Source organism: Limnothrix sp. CMB-01 (assembly GCF_055193175.1).
Genome location: NZ_CM143720.1, coordinates 2,007,035 through 2,025,294 on the forward strand (window position 1 = coordinate 2,007,035; position 18,260 = coordinate 2,025,294).

The following is an 18,260-nucleotide window of genomic DNA, read 5'->3' on the forward strand; positions in this document are numbered from 1 at the left end:
AGCGCCTCAAGGCTGAATCATGCGTCTTCGCCATTGGCTGACTGTAATGAATCCTGGGCAGAAGGGCGATCGGGTGGCTGCACTGGTAACAAGTTCTGTGCTTTCAGATAGCCCAACAGCCAATTAACCGCCGTTGCCCGTCGGGTTTTGCGGGGCACTAATTCCCCCACCTTGTAGCCCTTGAAGCCCAAATATTCCTTCAGCAATTGCTTATTCTCGGCGGGAATCGATCGAGTCAGCTTCACCGTGGCTGGGCGGCTTTCAATAAAGTTCGGCGGTTCTGGATAATCCCCTTGCCAGTCCGCCGGAGCCAACCAAGCTTGGGTGTTTGGATCCCATTGGTAACCCAACCCATGCCACAGCAGTTGATTCACCCGGTCATCCTCTAATCGATCGTCTAAAATGTCCCACAGCAGCTCGATCGTGAGACTGGGCAAGTGATCGGGGAATCCGTCCGGTAACGCCACCGTTGAGCGTTCCGTGCAGTTTGGCTCCTGACAACTACTCATGAAAGACCTCTTTTCAGAACCGCAATCAACTTATAAGTCTTATCAATTTATTACATCAAAAAATGGCATCAAATTGTAATGAAATCCAATCAATGATATTCAATCAATCAAATTAAATTTATTCTATCTTGATATTCATTCCTGTAATTCCTTGACTCGATCAACACCCAGTTTTCTCTAAATCTTCTATCTTGACTGTCCTCTTGCATTCACCCTGGAATGATTCAGCATTGGTCTAGTCCGCACTTGATTGCAAAATCATTCCTCGCCCTAGCAGCCTGAACCAAAACCTAACCATTGGGATGCATGAAAAACACAACTCTCGATCGCTCGACTTTGGAGTCCCATTGCATTTTCTTCTTCATCCAATCTTTAATTTAAGTAATCATCAACCAATCTTTGCTGAATCTTTAAAAATCCCCCTTGATTCCGCCAAATCTTAAAGCTAAGTTAGATTCCATAAGGGGTCATAAAAGCGACGCGGAATGCCACGCGGTCGAACTTTGCTCTAAATACCCATCCTCCTGTGGAAGATATGAAATCTTGGTTTGCCCCCAGCGTTGCACTTGCAACCATTTCGCTGAGTTCCATCGCAGCTCCCGCCCTTGCCCTCAGCATCAGCTACTCCGATGCCTACGTGCCGGATGCCAGCACGGTTACGACCCTGAATACCATTGATGGCGTTACGGGTGGCCTCACAGACGCAGAAGCCCGAAATGGCCTTTATGGTTTCACGGATATTGAAGATGTCCTGTCGATTCAGAAGTTTGATCCTAGCCTCGGAACTCTGAAATCGGCCAAGTTGACCTTTGATACGGGACTTTGGCAAAAGGCTTACTACGAGCACCTCGGTCGTTTGCGCTCCGGCAACGTGGCCTCCATCAAATTTGACTTTGAGGCTAATCTAAACCTGACATCAAGCGGCGGCACGTCAGTTTTTGATATTCCCCTCACGGGCGCTCACGATTTCACGGCATCCTCGTTTGATGGGGGCCTTGACTTTGCTGGCACTTCGGGCCGGAAGTTTTCCACTTCTTTGAACGGTCAATATCAACAAACCAAAACCATCACTGATGCCGCAGCTTTGGCTGGCTTCATTGGCACTGGTTCGATCGACTACACCTTCTCCGCTTCGGCTCTGTTCAGTGTCTTTGGCCCTGGTAACTTGAGTGCCGGTGTGCTGACCCTGGCTAAAGGTGCGCTGCGGGTTGATTACGAATACGAAAAAGAATCCACCTCAGTGCCAGAACCCACCGCGCTGTTGGGTCTTGGTTTGGTGGCTGGTGGGGCAATGGTTCAGCGTCGTCTGCGGGCTGCAGCACCCCGGAACTAGGTTGCAAGGCCTGTCAATGGCAGCTCGGAACTAGCTCGCCAGTCGATCGAACCCTAGCCAATTTAGGGATGAGGCTGGGGGACTGAAAAGATAGCCCGAGCTGTTCTTGACTGCGCTCCTGTGGACTGCACAACTGAATTGCACAAGTTGGTACTGTTGAGGTTGGGTTTGGCGATCGCTGAACCCAATCTTTTTTGCATGATGTTGATGCTGATCGAAGTATTTTGATGATTCTGCTAACGATTCGGCGGCTAGAATTGCTTGTTTTGAATATGCCTTAGGCGCTATAGGTCATCAGGATTCAAGCCTAATTCCCGTAGCTTGGCTGCCAGGCGATCGGCTCGCTGCTTTGCTGTCTGAGCTTGTTCTTCGAGGGCTTGAGTTTCGACTGCAAGGGTCTTGGCTTGGGCCTGGAACAGTGCCGATCGCTCCTCGGGAGTCAGGTAGCGATCGCCCGTTTCGTTGAACCAATAGAGCCATTCGCGATTGATCGCTTGGAACGAGCCAACCTGCCGGCCAATTCCCAATTCTAATTCCGGCATCCAAAACGGTTCACCGCTCTGCCGCTGATAAACCCCATCAATTAGTTTGTAAATCTCAAAGGGATCGTGGCGATCGCGCTGATAGTGATCGGGGTTGTAGATGCAGTAATACAACACCCCTAAATCGGCGTAGCGCAGCAGTTTTTGATCGTATTCGCCGCCCTTGGTTTTCGAGACAATTTCCAACACGAAGATGGGCGGAATTTCATCCTCCATCCACATCGCATAGCTCAACCGCAACTGGTCGCCCCGCTGCCTGGGAACGCCCACACTCAAGAACCCATCGGGACAGAGGGCGGGCTGGAGCTGGCCATTTCGATAATAGAAAATGCCCATGTCCACATTCCAAGTCCAATCGGCGCGATCGCTCCAGAGCCAAGCCAGGATCGAGAGCAAAAGATTGGGCAACAAATTTTGAATTTCGTGATCCACAGGCTCGTCATCGGAGTCCGGTAAGTTGAGGTATTCGGCGTAACCGGGCTTGCGGATCTCCAACATGGTTCACGCTCCTAAAAGTCAACCCCGTAGGGGCGTACGGCCGTACGCCCCTACCCGAATTGGCCTTGATCACTTTGGCTCGCCTGCATCCGACGGATTAGACGAATTGACCTGGAATTGATGGTGTGGAAAATCAACACCTATGGCCATTTTAATCATTGTGATTAGGCTGGGGCTGGCACACAACTGATCGCTTAAACCATCGCACCTACCAAGGCCGCGGGTCGATCGCCCAAGGATTCACCCAACGATTCCACTTTCCAGCGATCGAGTTCACCCAGGGCGCGATCGCGGTATTGGCCGTAGCGCTCCTGTTTGTTGCGGATCTTCGTCGGTAGCTCCGGCAGGATGCCAAAGTTCGGCGGCATCGGCTGGAAATGCTTGGGCGAGGCGGAACTGATGAACTCGAACAGCGCGCCGCTCATGGTCACGGGGGGCAGGGCGATCGGCTCCAGGCCGCGGGCAATCCGGGCCGCGTTGGTTCCCGCCAGCCAGCCGCCAGCCGTGGCCGCCGTGTAGCCCTCCGTGCCGATCAGTTGGCCCGCCGCCAGCAGCGTCGTCCGGCCCTTGAACTGCAACGTGGCGCTCAACAATTCCGGCGCGTTGATGAAGGTGTTGCGGTGCATCACGCCCATCCGCACAAACTCGGCATTTTCCAAGCCGGGAATCATCCGAAACACGCGCTGTTGCTCGCCCCAGCGCAGGTTGGTTTGGAAGCCGACCATGTTCCACAGTTGCCCCGCCTTGTCCTCTTGGCGCAGTTGCACCACGGCGTAGGGGCGTTTGTCGCGGTTGGCGGGGTCGCGCCCGTCGCCCAGCCGGGAATCGAACAGGCCCACGGGTTTCAGGGGGCCGTAGCGCATGGTGTCTTCGCCGCGCTGGGCGAGTTCTTCGATCGGCAGGCAGCCTTCAAAGAATTTGGCACTTTCGCGATCGAAATCCTTCAGGGGCGCTTGTTCCGCCGCACAGAGAGCTTGATAGAACTGCAAATATTGCTCCCGGTTCATGGGGCAGTTCAAATAGGCCGCCTCGCCCTTGTCGTAGCGGGAAGCCATGAAGGCCACGTCGCGATCGATCGACTCGCCCACCACGATCGGGCTAGCCGCATCGAAAAAGCTCATGTAGTCCCGGCCCGTGAACTGCCGCAGATCCTCGGTCAAGTCCGGGCTGGTCAGGGGCCCCGTGGCCAACACCACCACGCCATCGGTGGGAATTTGCCGCACTTCCTCGCGCCGGAAGTCCACCAGCGGATGTTGCGCCAGGGTTTCGGTCAGGTCGCGGCTAAACTCCGCGCGATCGACCGCCAACGCCCCGCCGGCTGGCACGGCATGGTGATCCGCCTTGCCAATCACGATCGACCCCAGCCGCCGCAATTCCTCATGCAGCAAACCGGCCGCGCGATCGGCGGACATCGCTCCAAAGGAGTTGCTACAAACCAATTCCGCCAAATGTTCCGTGTGGTGGGCGGGGCTGAGACGCTCGGGCCGCATTTCATAGAACACCACCGGCACGCCCGATCGCGCCACCTGCCAGGCTGCTTCAGTGCCGGCCAGCCCACCGCCAATCACATACACCGGCTGTAAATTCGACATGGCTTACCTCAGCGATCGCCCAAACTTGCAGGAACCAAGATGAATAGCTTATAGCAATTTGATTAGGGCGATCGGCGTTTACGAAATTCAACTGTCTGAATCATCGAAGGCTGCAAGGGCTATTTTGAGACAACTTTGAACACCTTCCCAATCGCGTTCTGATAGCTGCCCAATGCGAGCTAAGTTTGCTGAAGGAGGCAATGTCACAATGAAGCTGCGGAAAATCGATTCAACTCGTAAACCGGCTGATTTCCAATCTTGGAGTTTATAGTCTGTGATGCCCAAAGCTTTTGTTTGAGTTGTAATCAGTCCCACAATGACATCAGGACGATGGACATGATAAATAGATGAAGACAAAACAACCGCAGGACGGCGCTTGATGCCCGTGACACCAGGAAAGTCCACGGTGACGACATCACCTGGCTGGAAGATCACTAAGCTATCTCCTCATCATTATCAAAATCTGTGTTGAAATGCTGGAAAGAAAAGGCTGCTAAGTCTAACTGATCCTGTTCTGTCCAAGTGTCGCTATCATCTAGCACTGCCTGATTTTGCTGAGTCAAGCCATTCAGAATCAAAGCTGCTAACTGTAATAAAGCAGTTGGTGGAAAGATGCGAGTGATATATGCATACACATCTTGAATGGTTGGGCTAGGAATAGACATCATCGTAGTTACACTTAGGCTTTCTTCAAAGTTTAGCAAAGATGCATCGGATGAATAATGCCTTGCAAACACCAATGAATAGTAATGAATAGTGCTGCAATTCAGTCATGATCAGCTAGTGAAAGTCTTTCAGCGGAAGCGATCAGTTACCAAAAATTGTCACCTCGCAGGTGCTATCAGGACTATTTGTGGGTTCCCGCCTTTCTCCATATTCACAATACTCACAGCAATATTCAGTTGGCGATGTGGGGCGATCGCTCGCTACCTTCAACAGTGCTGATTTCAACCCTGTGCCAGTATTGCTGGTCGCGAGCAACTGCCCAGACTGATAGAAACCGAATAGTTAGCTAGCCCAACCGTAGCTGCGAAGATGTTTGCCGCAGTAGCCGATCGCCACTTTTTCGGTTTCAAAGTCCAGCTCAAAATAAATTTGCAAGTTGTGGACTGCGTTGTTTTTGCCCAAGGTGAGATGTTTAAACATCCGCTGTTTGCGGCCCCCATGCCGAAAGTCCCGATCGCTCCCGTATCGAGAACCGGTGACTTGGTGTTCCGTGGGCTTAAAGTCCAAACCATAGGCGCGGAAACCCTCCCGCCAACCGCCCATCGATCGCCCTTCCCGTTTTGCCAGCAGGGAGGCGCGGCCAATTTCCGCGATCGCCCGTAAAGCTTGATAAACCTCGCTGGGGCGACCAAACTGGGACTCAGCCGCAGCCGATCGGGCAGAATCCCAAATTTCCAACACATCCCCAAACTGTTGTTCCGCCGTTTCCACCGCCGCCAACACCGTTTCAAAGGCCCCTGCACTGACTAACTCGTCCGTTTCCGAGTTGTTCTCTCCCGCTTCGGCTGGTTTGGGTTGATATTGCAACAGGCTGGCCAAGTTGCTTTGGCTTGTGTTTAGCTCCGCTTCCAACTCCGCCACGTAATCCCGTAAATGGGATAGCTCCCCTTGGAGGGCGGCTTGCTCATCCCAGGTTTGTTCCACATCGGTGCGAATGGCTTCCAGGTCAGTCCGCTCCTTTTGCAGCAGCCGATCGCGCTCTTGGAGTTGGGTTTTCAGCGCCTCGATCGTCCGTTGGTGGTTGGTGGCCTGCTCTTCCAAGGTTTCCAGTTGCAGTTGTAGCGATCGCTGGCTGGTTTCCAGGGTTTGGCGTTCGTGGCTTTCGTGATCCAAATCTCGCTGCAACCGCTCCAACCGTTGTTGATAGCGCCAGCGATCGAGCACCCGCATGGACACCACCCCGATCGTCAGTCCCCCCAAGGCTTGGGCTGCATTTTGCCACAGGGCCCCTTGGCCCCAGGCGGAGTCTGTCACCTCCACGCTGGCCAGCCCCAGGGTGGATCCGTGGCTAACCACACTGCCCACGCCCACCACCGTGCAAAATGCCACCACGCTCAACCCCAAGAGCGCCAATAACCGCATTCGATCGCCTGTTTCCATACCCGAATTAAGACCGCCGACCTGTGTGAGAAGCTTCCTCGATTGTAGACGCGCCACTCTGGATTGTGTGGCCCCTACCCGTCATGATTTCCAAAGCGAGGGATTATCAATCCCTATTGTTTTGGGAGTTTAAACTAATGTTAAAAGTTGATTGTGAAAGCAACGGTTTAAAACGAAGATTTTAAGCCAAGGTTTAAAGCCAATTCTAAGGTTGCCCTCTGTTTGTGATTGAGGGACAGTTGAGCAGCATTCATGCTTGATCAATCTTGATTTGGTCTTGATTTGATCTTGATTGTGCTTTAATTCGCTTGAATTTGACCTTGGTTTGACCGTACTTCAGCTTGGGCTTAGTTTGGATTGAGCTTTAGTTGAATTTGGATTGAATTTGAATTGAGTTTGGAAGAAACCTGAATTGAACTGGAATTAAAAAACCGGGAGAACCCGTTCAGGATTCCCCCGAATCTGCATTCATTCATCCTTCTAGGTCAGCAATTGCACTGAAACGGGAGTGCAACATCATCGCTCAAGATCAAAGTTCAAAGCCAAAGTGAAAAACCGCAGTGCAACGCTTTCAACCATGGGCCATTTACCCTAGCCGATCGACAGCTTCACAACCTTGTTCTTTTCTTCTTCCACCTTGGGCAACCGCAGTTCCAAAATGCCATTTTGATAGTTGGCAGTGGCTTGGGCATTTTGCACGCGGGTAGGCAACGAAATCACTCGTTGAAACTTGCCGTAACGAAATTCGGTGCGGAAAGCGCTGTCTTCTTGGACGGTTTTCTCGGAGCGTCGCTCACCAGCGATCGAAACCGACTCCGCCGTCACTTCCACATCAACGGTTTTCGGATCAACGCCCGGTAGCTCCAGGCGCAACAATAGCGCATCAGCGGTTTCTTCCAATTCCGCAGCCGGTGCGTGGTGCAATTCCGGGTCGATCGCCAAAGGAGTCATCAGTGCGCCATCCAAGAGTCGATCAAAACGACGACGGAGCGACTCAATTTCTCGATAGGGTTCCCAACGGATCAAGGTCATTTTAGCCACCTCGCGAACTCCTGAAATCAACAATTTGGGAGAAGGGTTTGCTTGAGGATTAACCTCAAGAATCGAGTTCAATCTTGCTCGAATTGGTTCAATTTTGCGTGGAGTATTTTGCTCTGCACAATCTCAAGATAACTCGCTCAAACAGAAGCTAGATTCGGTTTGCACGACCCATTCAAGGGCAGTTCCCACACCTGAGTTTTCAGAAGCCAATGGCTGAGACATTGTGTTGAGAGCCAAACTGCTGACCAAACTGCCTAATCGCTTTTGCTGCTGACTGCTGAGGCTTAATCGAAGAAATAAAAATGCTAAAAAGGCGCAGTGATATTGCAGTCAAATTAAGACAGTTGCAAGGATGAAAACCGTACTTAAGCGGGCCTGAAAACCGATAATTTGTCCGATGGCAGCCGGAAATTCAGCGGGGCCCGAACCGGGTGCTTAACTGGGTATGGGAACTGTTGTGGGGATGGATGACAGGATGGGTTTTGGGATGAATTGGGGGATGAATTACGGGTCTGGCTGTTCGATCGAGCCTATTCTGTTGGCGCTCCCAACCACGGACAGCGATTGGCGGTGGCTGGCGGGTGGCATGGGGCTGTTGGTGTTGTGTTTACTGGCTTCGGCAGCAACGGAAATGGGAACCCGCCGCCCGATCGGGTGGCGATCGCCCAAGCACCCATCAAGGGACGCGGCCCCATCAGCGGGCGATCGGGAATCGTCTGTGCCTCCCCAGCCCTAGGAAAACCTTTTAAGATCGAGCAGTTGCGGCCCAGGGATCACACCCCCAAATCGGAACCGATCGCATTGAAATTGCATTGAAATTGGATTGCGCCTTGCTTTGAGATTGATCGAACCCCGATCAAATTGCCCATGAATGTTCAGGAACTCCTCGCCATGTTTTTTGGTTTAAAGCAAAAGTCCACGATGCCCACCGCCAAAGAAGCGTTACCGGGGCGATCGACCAAAATGCCCATCAAGAATCAGCATTTTGTGAATGGCAACCCGATCGAGGGGCCCTTCCCGGCCGGTCTGGAAACGGCCCTGTTTGGGTTGGGTTGTTTTTGGGGAGCCGAGCGCAAGTTTTGGCAAACCCCCGGCGTATTTTCCACGGCCGTGGGCTATGCGGCCGGGCACACGCCCAACCCCACTTACCACGAAGTTTGCACGGGCCTGACGGGCCACAACGAAGTGGTGCTGGTGGTCTATGACCCGCAACAGGTGAGCTACGAGCAACTGTTGAAGGTCTTTTGGGAAAGCCACAACCCCACCCAAGGGATGCGCCAGGGCAACGATGTGGGAACCCAATATCGATCGGGCATCTATACCTACAACGAAGCCCAAAAGGCGGCGGCGATCGGCTCCAAGGAACAGTACCAAGGGGCGCTGGCCCAAGCGGGCCATGGGGACATCACCACGGAAATTCTGGATGCGCCGGAGTTTTACTACGCGGAAGACTATCACCAGCAATATTTGGCTAAAAATCCCGGCGGCTATTGTGGCCTGGGCGGCACGGGGGTGAGCTGTCCCGTGGGCTTGGCGGTTTAGGGTTCGTTGCTGTGTCTGTTTCGGCCGTGGGTTGTCTTGGGGTTGTCCTGGAGGCCCGGCGGCCGATCGTTCCTTTGTTGGCCCCGGTGGGCCCCTTGCCATGAGCGCGATCGCGATCGATCTTCAGCCGGACTTGGCCTTGGACGATGCCACCTTTGCCCGCATCTGTCGCCAAAATCCCCACTGCAAATTTGAACGAACCGCCGCAGAAGAATTAGTGATCGTGGCCCTCACGGGAGGCGGAACGGGACAGCGCAACTCACGCCTCACGGCGCGGTTGGTGTTGTGGAATGAAGAGACGGGCTTGGGCGAGGTGTTTGACTCTTCCACGGGGTTTAAACTGCCGAACGGAGCCATTCGATCGCCCGATGTTGCTTGGGTCAGCCGCGATCGCTGGTTAGCCCTCAGCGCCAAGGAACAGGATAGCTATCCGCCCCTTTGTCCTGATTTTGTGGTGGAGCTAAAGTCGCCCAGTGATGACTTGGGCCAAGTGCAAGCGCAGATGCAGGAATATCTCAACAATGGGCTGCGTTTGGGGTGGTTGCTGGATCCGGCGGAGGCGATCGCCCAAATCTACCGACCCGATCGCCCGGTGGAAACCCTGAAATCCCCCACCACCTTGAGCGGCGATAGTTGCCTACCGGGGTTTTCCCTCTCTTTGGCCGGCATTTTGAATTCCTAGATTTTGAATTCCTAGATTTTGAATTCCTAGGAGGTTGATGGGGGAGCGGCCTGAGGGGCTGGCGATCGTTGGCCAAACATGGCCGTGATTGCCGTGTCGAGGGTGGGTTGCATCACAATTCGATCGCCATGGGCCACCACCAGCCGAATCAGGGTCGGCAGGCCGCCCGCATCGGCCGCGAGATATAGCGGCTCCACATAGAGAATAGACCGCCCGATCGGGATGGCGACCAAGTTCCCTTGAATCACCTTGGAACCCTGGCGATTCCAAAGGCTAATTTGGCGTGCAATGTCCGGATCTTGATTAATGCGGGCTTCCACCTGCTCAATCCCAAACACCAGCCGATCCTTGGGGAATTGATAGAGCAAGAGTCGGCCGTAGCGATCGCCATCGGAGCGGGCCGCCAACCAGCCAATCAGGTTGCTGCGCTTGGCGGGGCTGAAGGGCAACAACTGCACAAACTCCGGTTGGCTGGTGCCGGGCAGTTGCATCAGGGCAAAGTAGGGCTGAATCGGTTGGGGTTGGTTGCCGTAGATTTCGTTGGGAATTTGCCACAGATCCTCCCGGTTATAGAATTCCTGGGGATTGCTCATGTGATAGGTCAGCAGCTTTTCCGATTGCACGGCAAACAAATCGATCGGGTAGCGGAAGTGCGATCGAATGGCCGGCGGGCATTGGTCGATCGGGCGCAAGAGTTCCGGGAACACCGCTTGCCAACTGCGAATCAGCGGATCATCCCCATCGGCCACATAAAACCGCACCGTGCCGTTATAGGCATCAATCACCGCTTTCACGGAATTGCGAATGTAATTAAAACCGGCGCGGCTGGGTTCGGAATAGGGATAACGGCGGCTGGTGGTGTAGCCATCCACAATCCAAAACAGGTGGCTGCGGTGATCGAACCCATCGGAATCTGCCGCCGATTGCAGGTTCACGGCCACGGCGTAGGGATCGCGATCGAACTGCAAGAAGGGGGCAATCGTCCGCACCCGTTCCCGCACATTCCGCCGCCAGAGCAAGCGCGTGTCCGGCGTGAGGTTATTGGTCAGCAGTAATTGCCAATCGCGTAGATAGGCCGCCAACAGCCACCGCTTCCACCAGTGATCGCCCAGTAGCACCCCGCCTTGACCGTCGTAGTGGTTATAGGCGTTGTCATTGCCTCGGGGATAGTCCAACTCTTGGGCCGCGGTCGGAGCCAGGATGTAGGTATTGGTCAGCTCACCAAAGTAGACCCGAGGCCGATCGAGGGGAATGCCCTGGCTCACCTGTTCATTGGCGGCCCGCAGGATGCCGCCGCCCGTGTCATCAGTGCCGGAACCAATATCCCGAACCCAATAGAGCGGCAGGCCACCGGCTCCCACTTGGTTGGCGGGACTGAGGGTGAAGCCATAGCCGTGGGTGTAGACCAAATGGCGGTTCAGCCAAGTTTGGGCCGGCGCAGATAGGGCGGTGGTGTCCAACTCCCGCATGGAGAGGATGGTGGGATGGAGGGTCGATCGGTCTGTGGCGGCCGGGGCCGGATTGGGCCGATCGGGCAATCGGTACCGATCGAGGTCTGCGTTGGCAAAGCGGTAATAGGAGCGGATTTGTTGTAACTGCCGATTGGTATCTAGTAGCGGGTTCGTGTCCCAAAGGCGCACACTGTCGAGGGTGGGTTCATAGGTTTGCAGATCCGCCGCGCTGAGGGTGGCTTGGGGGTCAAAGGATTCCGCTTGCACCCGATCGAGGCCAAACGCCGATCGGGTAAAGGCAATGTTGCGCTCAATGTAGGGCCGTTCCCGTTCCAGCTCGTTGGGTTCCACAATTGCCCCCTGCACCGCCTCGGGCAACAGAAAACCCAGACTGATGCCCCCGATCGCGTAGCACAACAGCCCGATCGCCACCAACCGGGGCGGCAAATCCGGCCGGCGATCGCCCGTGGGTTGTGCCACCCGGCCATCCAGCCAGCGCCGAGGTTGCAACCCCGTCAAGGCATAGCCCAGCAGCCAAACCCCACTGCCCAAGGACACCAACCCCAAGCCAATGTTGGCTGGCAACTGCACGCGAATATCCGCAAAGCCGGCTCCATAGGCAGCACCTCGGGTGGAATTGAGCAAATCAAAACAGGCAACCCCGGCACTGATGCCCGCTGCCAACAACACCAACCCCAAGAGGCCGCAGCCGTGCCGCCATTCCCCCACCGTGAAGCCGGGAAATCGCCCCCGAGCCAAGGATTTCTGACTGAGCAGGTAATATAGCCCCACCAACAGGGCCGACCAAAGCAACAGCCCGATCGCCCAAAACTCCAACAGTTCCACCAGGGGCAAGCCAAACACAAACCAGCCCACATCCAACCCAAACACTGGATCCACCTGCTGAAATCGGCTGGGGTGGGCGGCCAGCAAAATCGTCGCCCAATGTTGGGAGCCAATCCAGGCAAAGTTCAACGCGGCGATCGCCCCTAAGGCCCGCAAGCCCCACCTCGGCGCGATCGCCCCCAGGGCCCAAAGGCATCCCGGCAGCGCCAACCACCACCATTGTCCCGATCGCAACGGCTCCAGCAGTTCCCATAACAACAGCGGTTGCAAGCGAGGAACCGCCGTGGGTAAGGCTTCCCGCCCTGCCGTCCAGCCAATTTGCCCGTAATGCACCACCAGCAGGGCCAACCCCAGGGCCAACAATCCCGACACCAGCAGCAATGGCAGCAAGTCCAGCCGGCCGCCCACCAGTCGTTCCCCACGCGGTTCGATCGCCCGAGGCATCACCCACCAGGGGCGATCGGGATCAGGGCCCAGGGCCACCGACTCCCGGCGGTTGAGCTGTTCCGCCAGCCACAGATTGCCCCACAGCACCGCCAACGACCCGATCGCCCCTACCCCAAACAGAGTCGCCTGCACCGCCAGCCGCATCCACCAAAGGGAGCCATAGCCCAACTGGCCAAACCAAAGGCCATCCCCCAGCCAGCGCACCGCCAGCCCGATCGCCAGCACAAAACCCAACCCGCCCAGGGCCCACCGCCAGGGTTGCTGCCTGGCTCGATCGGGGGCCGCTATGGGGGGCGTTGAATTGACAGCCAAGGGCGATCGCGTCCGGGTCATGGAAAGTCTCCAGCCTCAATGAACGTTGTCTAGCGGAATGTTGGAAAAAAAACAACTGCTCCGCGCCGCCGCCCCTGGGCAACAGCCACCATCAGGCCGACGATTGAGGCGATTTAAAGGCCTGACGCACTTTAGGCCGAAACAGGTAGAACAAAATCAAAAGGGCGATCGCCAATTGAAACCCTAACTGCGACAGGGTTGAGGCCGGAACTGAAGCCGATCCTAGGGCGATCGAACTCACGAGCGACTGTCCCAAACTCAAAACCTGCAAAATCTGCCAAATTAATGTCAAAATCCAAGCCCATTGCTTCAACTTCCAGAGGCCATATCCCAGCAATCCTCCCACCAGCGAGAGCAACACCCCAATTCCCCCAAACACCAAAATCAACGTCGGAACCATCCCCAGCATCATCGCCTGAGCTTGCGGATCTGAATTGGAACCGGCGGTTTGGAGTTGCAGTTTGAGGCTCTCGATCGTGCTATCCACTAAAAGTTGCCGCCATTGGGGAATCACCAACACCGACAAACTGAGCAAGAACCCAAAACCACTATAGAAAAACTGCAAGCCCGCCAGAATGGTCACACCTAAGGGGCGCTTGGTCATAATCTTTGGATTGGTTGCCAGATTACGCCTCGGTTATAGCAACGAAATTCCGAAACGTTCTGGGGCAAATCGTGCTATTTCTGCAAGGGATTTCTCGGGAATTTCTGTGGAGTAGCCCCGGCCCATGAAAACGAAAGTTTCGCCCCTGAACCCGATTTGGCTGTTTCTAATTGCCTTCGCCACGGTGGTGGCGGCCTATGGCGGCAAGATGAAACCCCTGACGGAGGCTTCCTTCAAAGGGGCGGGCAGCGCGGTGGAACTAGCGATCGGGCTGGTGGGTTCCATGGCCCTGTGGTTGGGGATTATGCGGGTGGCGGAGGAAGCTGGGTTGATGCAGGCGATCGCCCGGGCGATTCGGCCCGTGATGGTGCGGCTGTTTCCCACCGTGCCGCCGGAGCATCCCGCCATGTCCGCCATGATCATGAACTTGGCGGCCAACGCGCTGGGCTTGGGCAACGCAGCCACGCCCTTGGGTTTGAAGGCGATGAAGGAACTCGATCGCCTGAATCCCAACCCCGGTACGGCCACCAACGCCATGTGCTTGTTTTTGGCGATCAATACGGCCTCGGTGACGCTGATTCCCTTGGAGGTGATCGCCGTGCGGGCCAGCGCGGGCACGACCCAACCGGCCTCGATCGTCCTCACCACCTTGATCGCCACGGCGATCGGGACAACAGCGGCGGTGCTGGCCGCCAAGTTTGCCGCCCGTCGATCGCCCGATCCAGCCCCGGTGATTGAGCCAACCGAGCCGATCGCATCCGCAACCGATGATTCAGAGGCGATCGAACCGGCCGTGGACACTGCCCCGCCGCCTGTGTTGCATCCCCCCAGTCGTGTCGGTCAACTGGTCTTTGGTGGGTTGGTGTTGGCGTTTCTCGGGGCGATCGTCCAAAAGGTGATCCGCCACGGTTTTGGCTTTGTCTTCAGCTTGGAAGGCTTCACCACCATTTCCAACTGGGTGCTGCCGATGTTTATCAGCGGCTTCCTAATCTATGGCTACTTTCGCGGCGTGCGGGTCTATGAAGCCCTGACCGAGGGTGCAAAGGAAGGCTTTGAAATTGCCGTGCGGGTAATTCCGTTTATGGTGGCAATTTTCGTGGCGATCGGGATGTTCCGGGCCAGCGGCGCGTTGGAATTGCTGACCAATCTGCTCACTCCCGTCACCGCCTTAATTGGGATGCCCGCCGAAGCGCTGCCCATGGCCCTGATTCGGCCGCTGTCCGGCAGTGGCGCGTTTGGCTTCATGTCGGAAATTGTGAAAGCCAACCCCAACAGCTTCCTGGCGGATTTGGTTTCCACCATGCAGGGCGCATCGGACACCACGTTCTATACGCTGGCGGTTTATTTCGGCAGTGTGGCGATTATTCGGACGCGCTATGCCTTGCCGGTGGGGTTATTTGCGGATGCGGTCAGTGCGATCGCCTCGGTGTTGGTTTGTCGGTTGCTGCTGCCGGGTGCGGCCTAGGCGATCGCGCTGATGCCTAGCCCAATGAGAGACCCCTCACCGAGTCTGGTGTGTTGGAAGTTCAATCGTAAAAGTTGTTCCTACACCAATTTCTGACTCACAAAATAGCCTGCCATGATGATTTTCAGTAATGATCTGATAGCTAATCGAAAGCCCGAGTCCTGTGCCCTTTCCAATTGGCTTGGTTGTAAAAAATGGATCAAAGATATTGGACATAATCTCCTGAGTCATTCCCGATCCATTGTCACTAACTGCGATTTTGATTTTTTGCTCAGAGATTTCTTCTGTCTGAATCTTAATCTGAGGATGAATTTCTGGTGTCTTGGATCGTTGATTCAAGCTATCAAGTGCATCAATAGCATTCATCAACACACTCATCAATACTTGGTTGATTTGTCCTGCATAGCACTCAATCAATGGTAGTTCACCGTAATATTTGCGAATTTGAATTTCGGAACGATGGTCAGTTGCTTGCAGTCGGTGTTGCAGAATCAGCAGCGTACTTTCAATTCCATCATGAATATTGACTACTTTAAGTTTTGCTTCATCTAATCGTGCAAAATTACGCAATGACAAAACAATTTCGCGAATCCGCTCAGTACCAATCTGCATTGACTGAAGAGTCTTGATGATATCCTCTTGCACAAAAATAAGATCAATTTCATCAATTTTATCTTGCAATGTAGTCGGAAATTGTGGAATTTGTTCTTGACATGCTTGAATCACCCCAATCAAGTCCTGAACGTAGCTAGTGATATGGACTAAGTTGCTATGAATGAACCCCAGTGGGTTATTAATTTCATGAGCAATACCAGCTACCATCTGCCCTAAAGATGACATCTTCTCAGACTGAATCATTTGAATTTGGGTGTGATGTAATTCAGATAATGCGCTATCCAGTTGAGTATTTTTGGCGCTGAGATCTTGAACAGCAACTTCTAAAGCTTGAGCTTGTTTGTGAAGAAATTCCTGATATTGTTTGATTTGATTGGTTGAACTCTTTAGAGACTGGGCTAGCAGTCGAATTTCATTATTTGGTAATCCTTCAGGCATCACAAATTGGTCAATGCTATTTAGGCTGACAATTGTATTTCTGAGTTGCTTGAGGGGGCGCAAGAGAATGCGATTGATCCACATAGCCATGAGGATCAGTGTCAGAGCAATGCCAAAAATATAAATGAGAACTGTTATTGAGAGAGCTTGTACTGCCTGTTTACGAAGGGCATCGGCATCGAGAATAACGATTGCTAGCCCCCGACGGTTAGCCTGACCAAATAAGGTGTTGCTAAACGGTAGTACTGAAACCAAGACGCTATGACGATCAATTTTCGTACTGAAACTAGTTGGTAAACCGGTTTGAGCTGCTTGGTCTAGAACTTCTGTGAATGGAGAGGGTAAGGCTGAAAAGGACAAACGAGTCGGAAACGTATCACTCTGGGCTAAGACCTTGTTCTGGGGATTAATCACCGCGACTTCCATCACTAACGGTAAGGTGGCATAGTTCTGGACGACCCGCTGAATAATACTGGTGTTACGCAGTTCGATTAATCCTTCGCCGGTGTTACCGAGTTCAATTAATCCTTCGATGGAAAAAACGACACCTTCAGTAATGGATCGGGCCTGTTGTTTTAACTGCTGATCTATTTGTTTATCAGTCAATAGAGCACCAAGAGCCATAATAATAAAACCAGCAATCAACAGCGAAAATAAAACACCCCATATCAGTTGTTGAAACAGATAAAATCGATGCTGTTGCTTTATGGGTTTCATTCTATTGCTTTATAGATTAAGGTTGGATCAATCAGTATCTTCTTTTGAATGAGGTGACCGTTATGAGAATTGATCTTCAGTAATTAGATAATTTCTGTCTTTTCTGGTTTCAGATGATCCTGGGCTGCAAGGACTTATTGATTTAGATCCTGGTCTTCCTCTTTTAGTTCAGCATAATTACTGTCAAGTACTACCTATGAAATAATAGGCCAATGAAAGTCTTTCAGCGTTATCGATGAATTGCTAAAAATTACTACTGAATTACAGCACTACCTGATTCTTTAAATTCTCTGTGGTTTCTCATAGTGAGTTTGCTTGAATAGAAGAGAAACAGGTAACTAGTAAGATGGTCTTTGTCATCACTTCCTGACTTTCTCTCATCATTCTACCTAAATACTACTAGCGGCCGTTTCCACCGAGACTGAACCATCGAGATGTCCTGCCCATCAAAAACCTCAGATGAGTCTGCGACGTTGCTGTGGCTAATCGCTGTGATCTGATTGTTCGTCTGTGCCGCTATCTTTAAAAACAGACCACACAATCACCCCGAAAGGACAAGTTAAGAAGCCCATGGCCAAAGCAATTTGGAACGGAACCGTGATTGCCGAGAGCGATCGCACCGAAGTTGTGGAAGGAAATCACTATTTCCCGCCCGACGCGATTAAGTCGGACTATTTTCAACCCAGCAACACCCACACCACCTGCGGCTGGAAAGGTGTTGCCAGCTACTACACGATCGCCGTGGATGGCCAAACCAACCCCGATGCCGCCTGGTACTATCCCGAACCCAAGGATGCTGCCAAGAAAATCGCCGGTTATGTGGCCTTCTGGCGCGGCGTGAAGGTGGAAGCGTAATGATTGGGGGCGATCGCACGATCGCCCCCACCGCGAAACGGTCGATCGCGTGCATAATCCACAAATAAATCAACGCCCGCGCCGGATATGTCCCCCGAAATTGCCGCCACGATCGAAATTTTGTCCGCCGACGAGTTGCGCCGCACCGTCAACCGGCTTGCGTCCGAAGTGGTTGAGCGATCGGGCGACCTCTCTAAAGTCGTGCTCGTGGGCATCTACACCCGGGGCGTACCCCTGGCCAAACTGCTGGCCCGCCAAATCGAAATGCTCGAAGGCGTAACCGTTCCCGTCGGCGCACTGGACATCACCTTCTATCGCGACGACCTCGACAAAATTGGCCCCCGCACCCCCGAACGCAGCGATATTCCCGTTGATCTCACGGGCAAAATCACCATTTTGGTCGATGACGTAATCTTCACCGGCCGCACCATTCGCGGAGCCTTAAACGCCACCTTGGATTACGGTCGGCCCGAGTCGATTCGGTTGTTGTCTTTGGTCGATCGGGGCCATCGTCAACTGCCCATTCACCCGGACTACACCGGCAAAGTGCTGCCCACCGCCAAGGACGAAAAGGTGAAAGTCTACCTCCAAGAACTCGATGGCCGTGATGCCGTCGAACTCAGCCGCGCTCCCGTCAATTAGTT

17 protein-coding genes are annotated in these 18,260 nt (G+C 53.7%); 7 read left to right on the plus strand and 10 right to left on the minus strand.

Features of this window, described 5'->3' with window-relative positions; genetic code table 11:
* Positions 1 to 17 precede the first annotated feature (17 nt).
* On the minus strand, positions 18 to 467 hold the full coding sequence (locus ACZA91_RS08475) for a DUF1823 family protein (protein WP_463186411.1): 450 nt from the start codon (positions 465 to 467) through the stop codon (positions 18 to 20).
* A gap of 577 nt (positions 468 to 1,044) precedes the next feature.
* On the opposite strand from ACZA91_RS08475, the gene ACZA91_RS08480 reads away from it, so the two are divergent.
* Entirely contained in the window at positions 1,045 to 1,842 is a 798-nt protein-coding gene (locus tag ACZA91_RS08480) for a choice-of-anchor E domain-containing protein (protein WP_463186062.1), read from the plus strand.
* A gap of 284 nt (positions 1,843 to 2,126) precedes the next feature.
* Here the strand turns inward: ACZA91_RS08480 and ACZA91_RS08485 are convergent, their stop codons facing one another.
* From ACZA91_RS08485 to ACZA91_RS08510, 6 genes are all read right to left on the minus strand, one after another.
* A complete protein-coding gene (locus ACZA91_RS08485) occupies positions 2,127 to 2,882 on the minus strand; it encodes a Uma2 family endonuclease (protein WP_463186064.1) in 756 nt (251 codons plus the stop codon).
* A 194-nt stretch (positions 2,883 to 3,076) separates the two neighbouring features.
* Positions 3,077 to 4,474, minus strand: a complete 1,398-nt coding sequence (trmFO, locus tag ACZA91_RS08490; protein ID WP_463186066.1) for an FADH(2)-oxidizing methylenetetrahydrofolate--tRNA-(uracil(54)-C(5))-methyltransferase TrmFO — start codon at positions 4,472 to 4,474, stop codon at positions 3,077 to 3,079.
* An 87-nt stretch (positions 4,475 to 4,561) separates the two neighbouring features.
* Positions 4,562 to 4,909 carry a type II toxin-antitoxin system PemK/MazF family toxin gene (locus ACZA91_RS08495; protein WP_190533656.1) on the minus strand — a complete coding sequence of 116 codons (348 nt, stop codon included), beginning with the start codon at positions 4,907 to 4,909 and terminating at the stop codon, positions 4,562 to 4,564.
* Entirely contained in the window at positions 4,909 to 5,142 is a 234-nt protein-coding gene (locus ACZA91_RS08500; protein ID WP_242030913.1) for a hypothetical protein, read from the minus strand. The genes ACZA91_RS08495 and ACZA91_RS08500 overlap by 1 nt, the downstream gene beginning before the upstream one ends.
* A 340-nt stretch (positions 5,143 to 5,482) precedes the next feature.
* Positions 5,483 to 6,580, minus strand: coding sequence for a coiled-coil domain-containing protein (locus tag ACZA91_RS08505; RefSeq protein WP_099534910.1), 1,098 nt, complete (start codon positions 6,578 to 6,580; stop codon positions 5,483 to 5,485).
* A gap of 591 nt (positions 6,581 to 7,171) precedes the next feature.
* On the minus strand, positions 7,172 to 7,612 hold the full coding sequence (locus ACZA91_RS08510; protein ID WP_190353693.1) for an Hsp20/alpha crystallin family protein: 441 nt from the start codon (positions 7,610 to 7,612) through the stop codon (positions 7,172 to 7,174).
* Between the two features lie 508 nt (positions 7,613 to 8,120).
* Between ACZA91_RS08510 and ACZA91_RS08515 the strand changes: the two genes are divergently transcribed.
* The 3 genes from ACZA91_RS08515 (at position 8,121) to ACZA91_RS08525 (ending at position 9,845) form a co-directional block, all read left to right on the plus strand.
* Complete coding sequence (locus ACZA91_RS08515; RefSeq protein ID WP_463186071.1) at positions 8,121 to 8,357, plus strand: hypothetical protein; 237 nt, start codon at positions 8,121 to 8,123, stop codon at positions 8,355 to 8,357.
* Positions 8,358 to 8,512: 155 nt separating this feature from the next.
* Positions 8,513 to 9,163, plus strand: coding sequence for a peptide-methionine (S)-S-oxide reductase MsrA (gene msrA, locus ACZA91_RS08520; RefSeq protein ID WP_463186073.1), 651 nt, complete (start codon positions 8,513 to 8,515; stop codon positions 9,161 to 9,163).
* Between the two features lie 100 nt (positions 9,164 to 9,263).
* Positions 9,264 to 9,845 (plus strand): Uma2 family endonuclease, encoded by a 582-nt coding sequence (locus tag ACZA91_RS08525; protein ID WP_463186075.1) that lies wholly within the window; start codon positions 9,264 to 9,266, stop codon positions 9,843 to 9,845.
* Positions 9,846 to 9,871: 26 nt separating this feature from the next.
* Here ACZA91_RS08525 and ACZA91_RS08530 read toward each other — a convergent pair whose 3' ends face one another.
* Together ACZA91_RS08530 and ACZA91_RS08535 are read right to left on the minus strand one after the other, a co-directional pair.
* Positions 9,872 to 12,922, minus strand: coding sequence for a UPF0182 family protein (locus ACZA91_RS08530; protein ID WP_463186077.1), 3,051 nt, complete (start codon positions 12,920 to 12,922; stop codon positions 9,872 to 9,874).
* A 91-nt stretch (positions 12,923 to 13,013) separates the two neighbouring features.
* Positions 13,014 to 13,526, minus strand: a complete 513-nt coding sequence (locus tag ACZA91_RS08535; RefSeq protein ID WP_463186079.1) for a hypothetical protein — start codon at positions 13,524 to 13,526, stop codon at positions 13,014 to 13,016.
* Positions 13,527 to 13,650: 124 nt separating this feature from the next.
* Between ACZA91_RS08535 and ACZA91_RS08540 the strand changes: the two genes are divergently transcribed.
* Positions 13,651 to 14,991 carry a nucleoside recognition domain-containing protein gene (locus ACZA91_RS08540; protein WP_463186081.1) on the plus strand — a complete coding sequence of 447 codons (1,341 nt, stop codon included), beginning with the start codon at positions 13,651 to 13,653 and terminating at the stop codon, positions 14,989 to 14,991.
* A 36-nt stretch (positions 14,992 to 15,027) separates the two neighbouring features.
* Here ACZA91_RS08540 and ACZA91_RS08545 read toward each other — a convergent pair whose 3' ends face one another.
* Positions 15,028 to 16,761 (minus strand): sensor histidine kinase, encoded by a 1,734-nt coding sequence (locus ACZA91_RS08545; RefSeq protein WP_463186083.1) that lies wholly within the window; start codon positions 16,759 to 16,761, stop codon positions 15,028 to 15,030.
* A 570-nt stretch (positions 16,762 to 17,331) separates the two neighbouring features.
* Between ACZA91_RS08545 and ACZA91_RS08550 the strand changes: the two genes are divergently transcribed.
* On the plus strand, positions 17,332 to 17,616 hold the full coding sequence (locus ACZA91_RS08550) for a DUF427 domain-containing protein (RefSeq protein WP_099534917.1): 285 nt from the start codon (positions 17,332 to 17,334) through the stop codon (positions 17,614 to 17,616).
* Positions 17,617 to 17,703: 87 nt separating this feature from the next.
* Positions 17,704 to 18,258: a bifunctional pyr operon transcriptional regulator/uracil phosphoribosyltransferase PyrR gene (gene pyrR / locus ACZA91_RS08555; RefSeq protein ID WP_463186085.1), complete on the plus strand. Its 555-nt coding sequence runs from the start codon at positions 17,704 to 17,706 to the stop codon at positions 18,256 to 18,258.
* Positions 18,259 to 18,260: the final 2 nt, after the last annotated feature.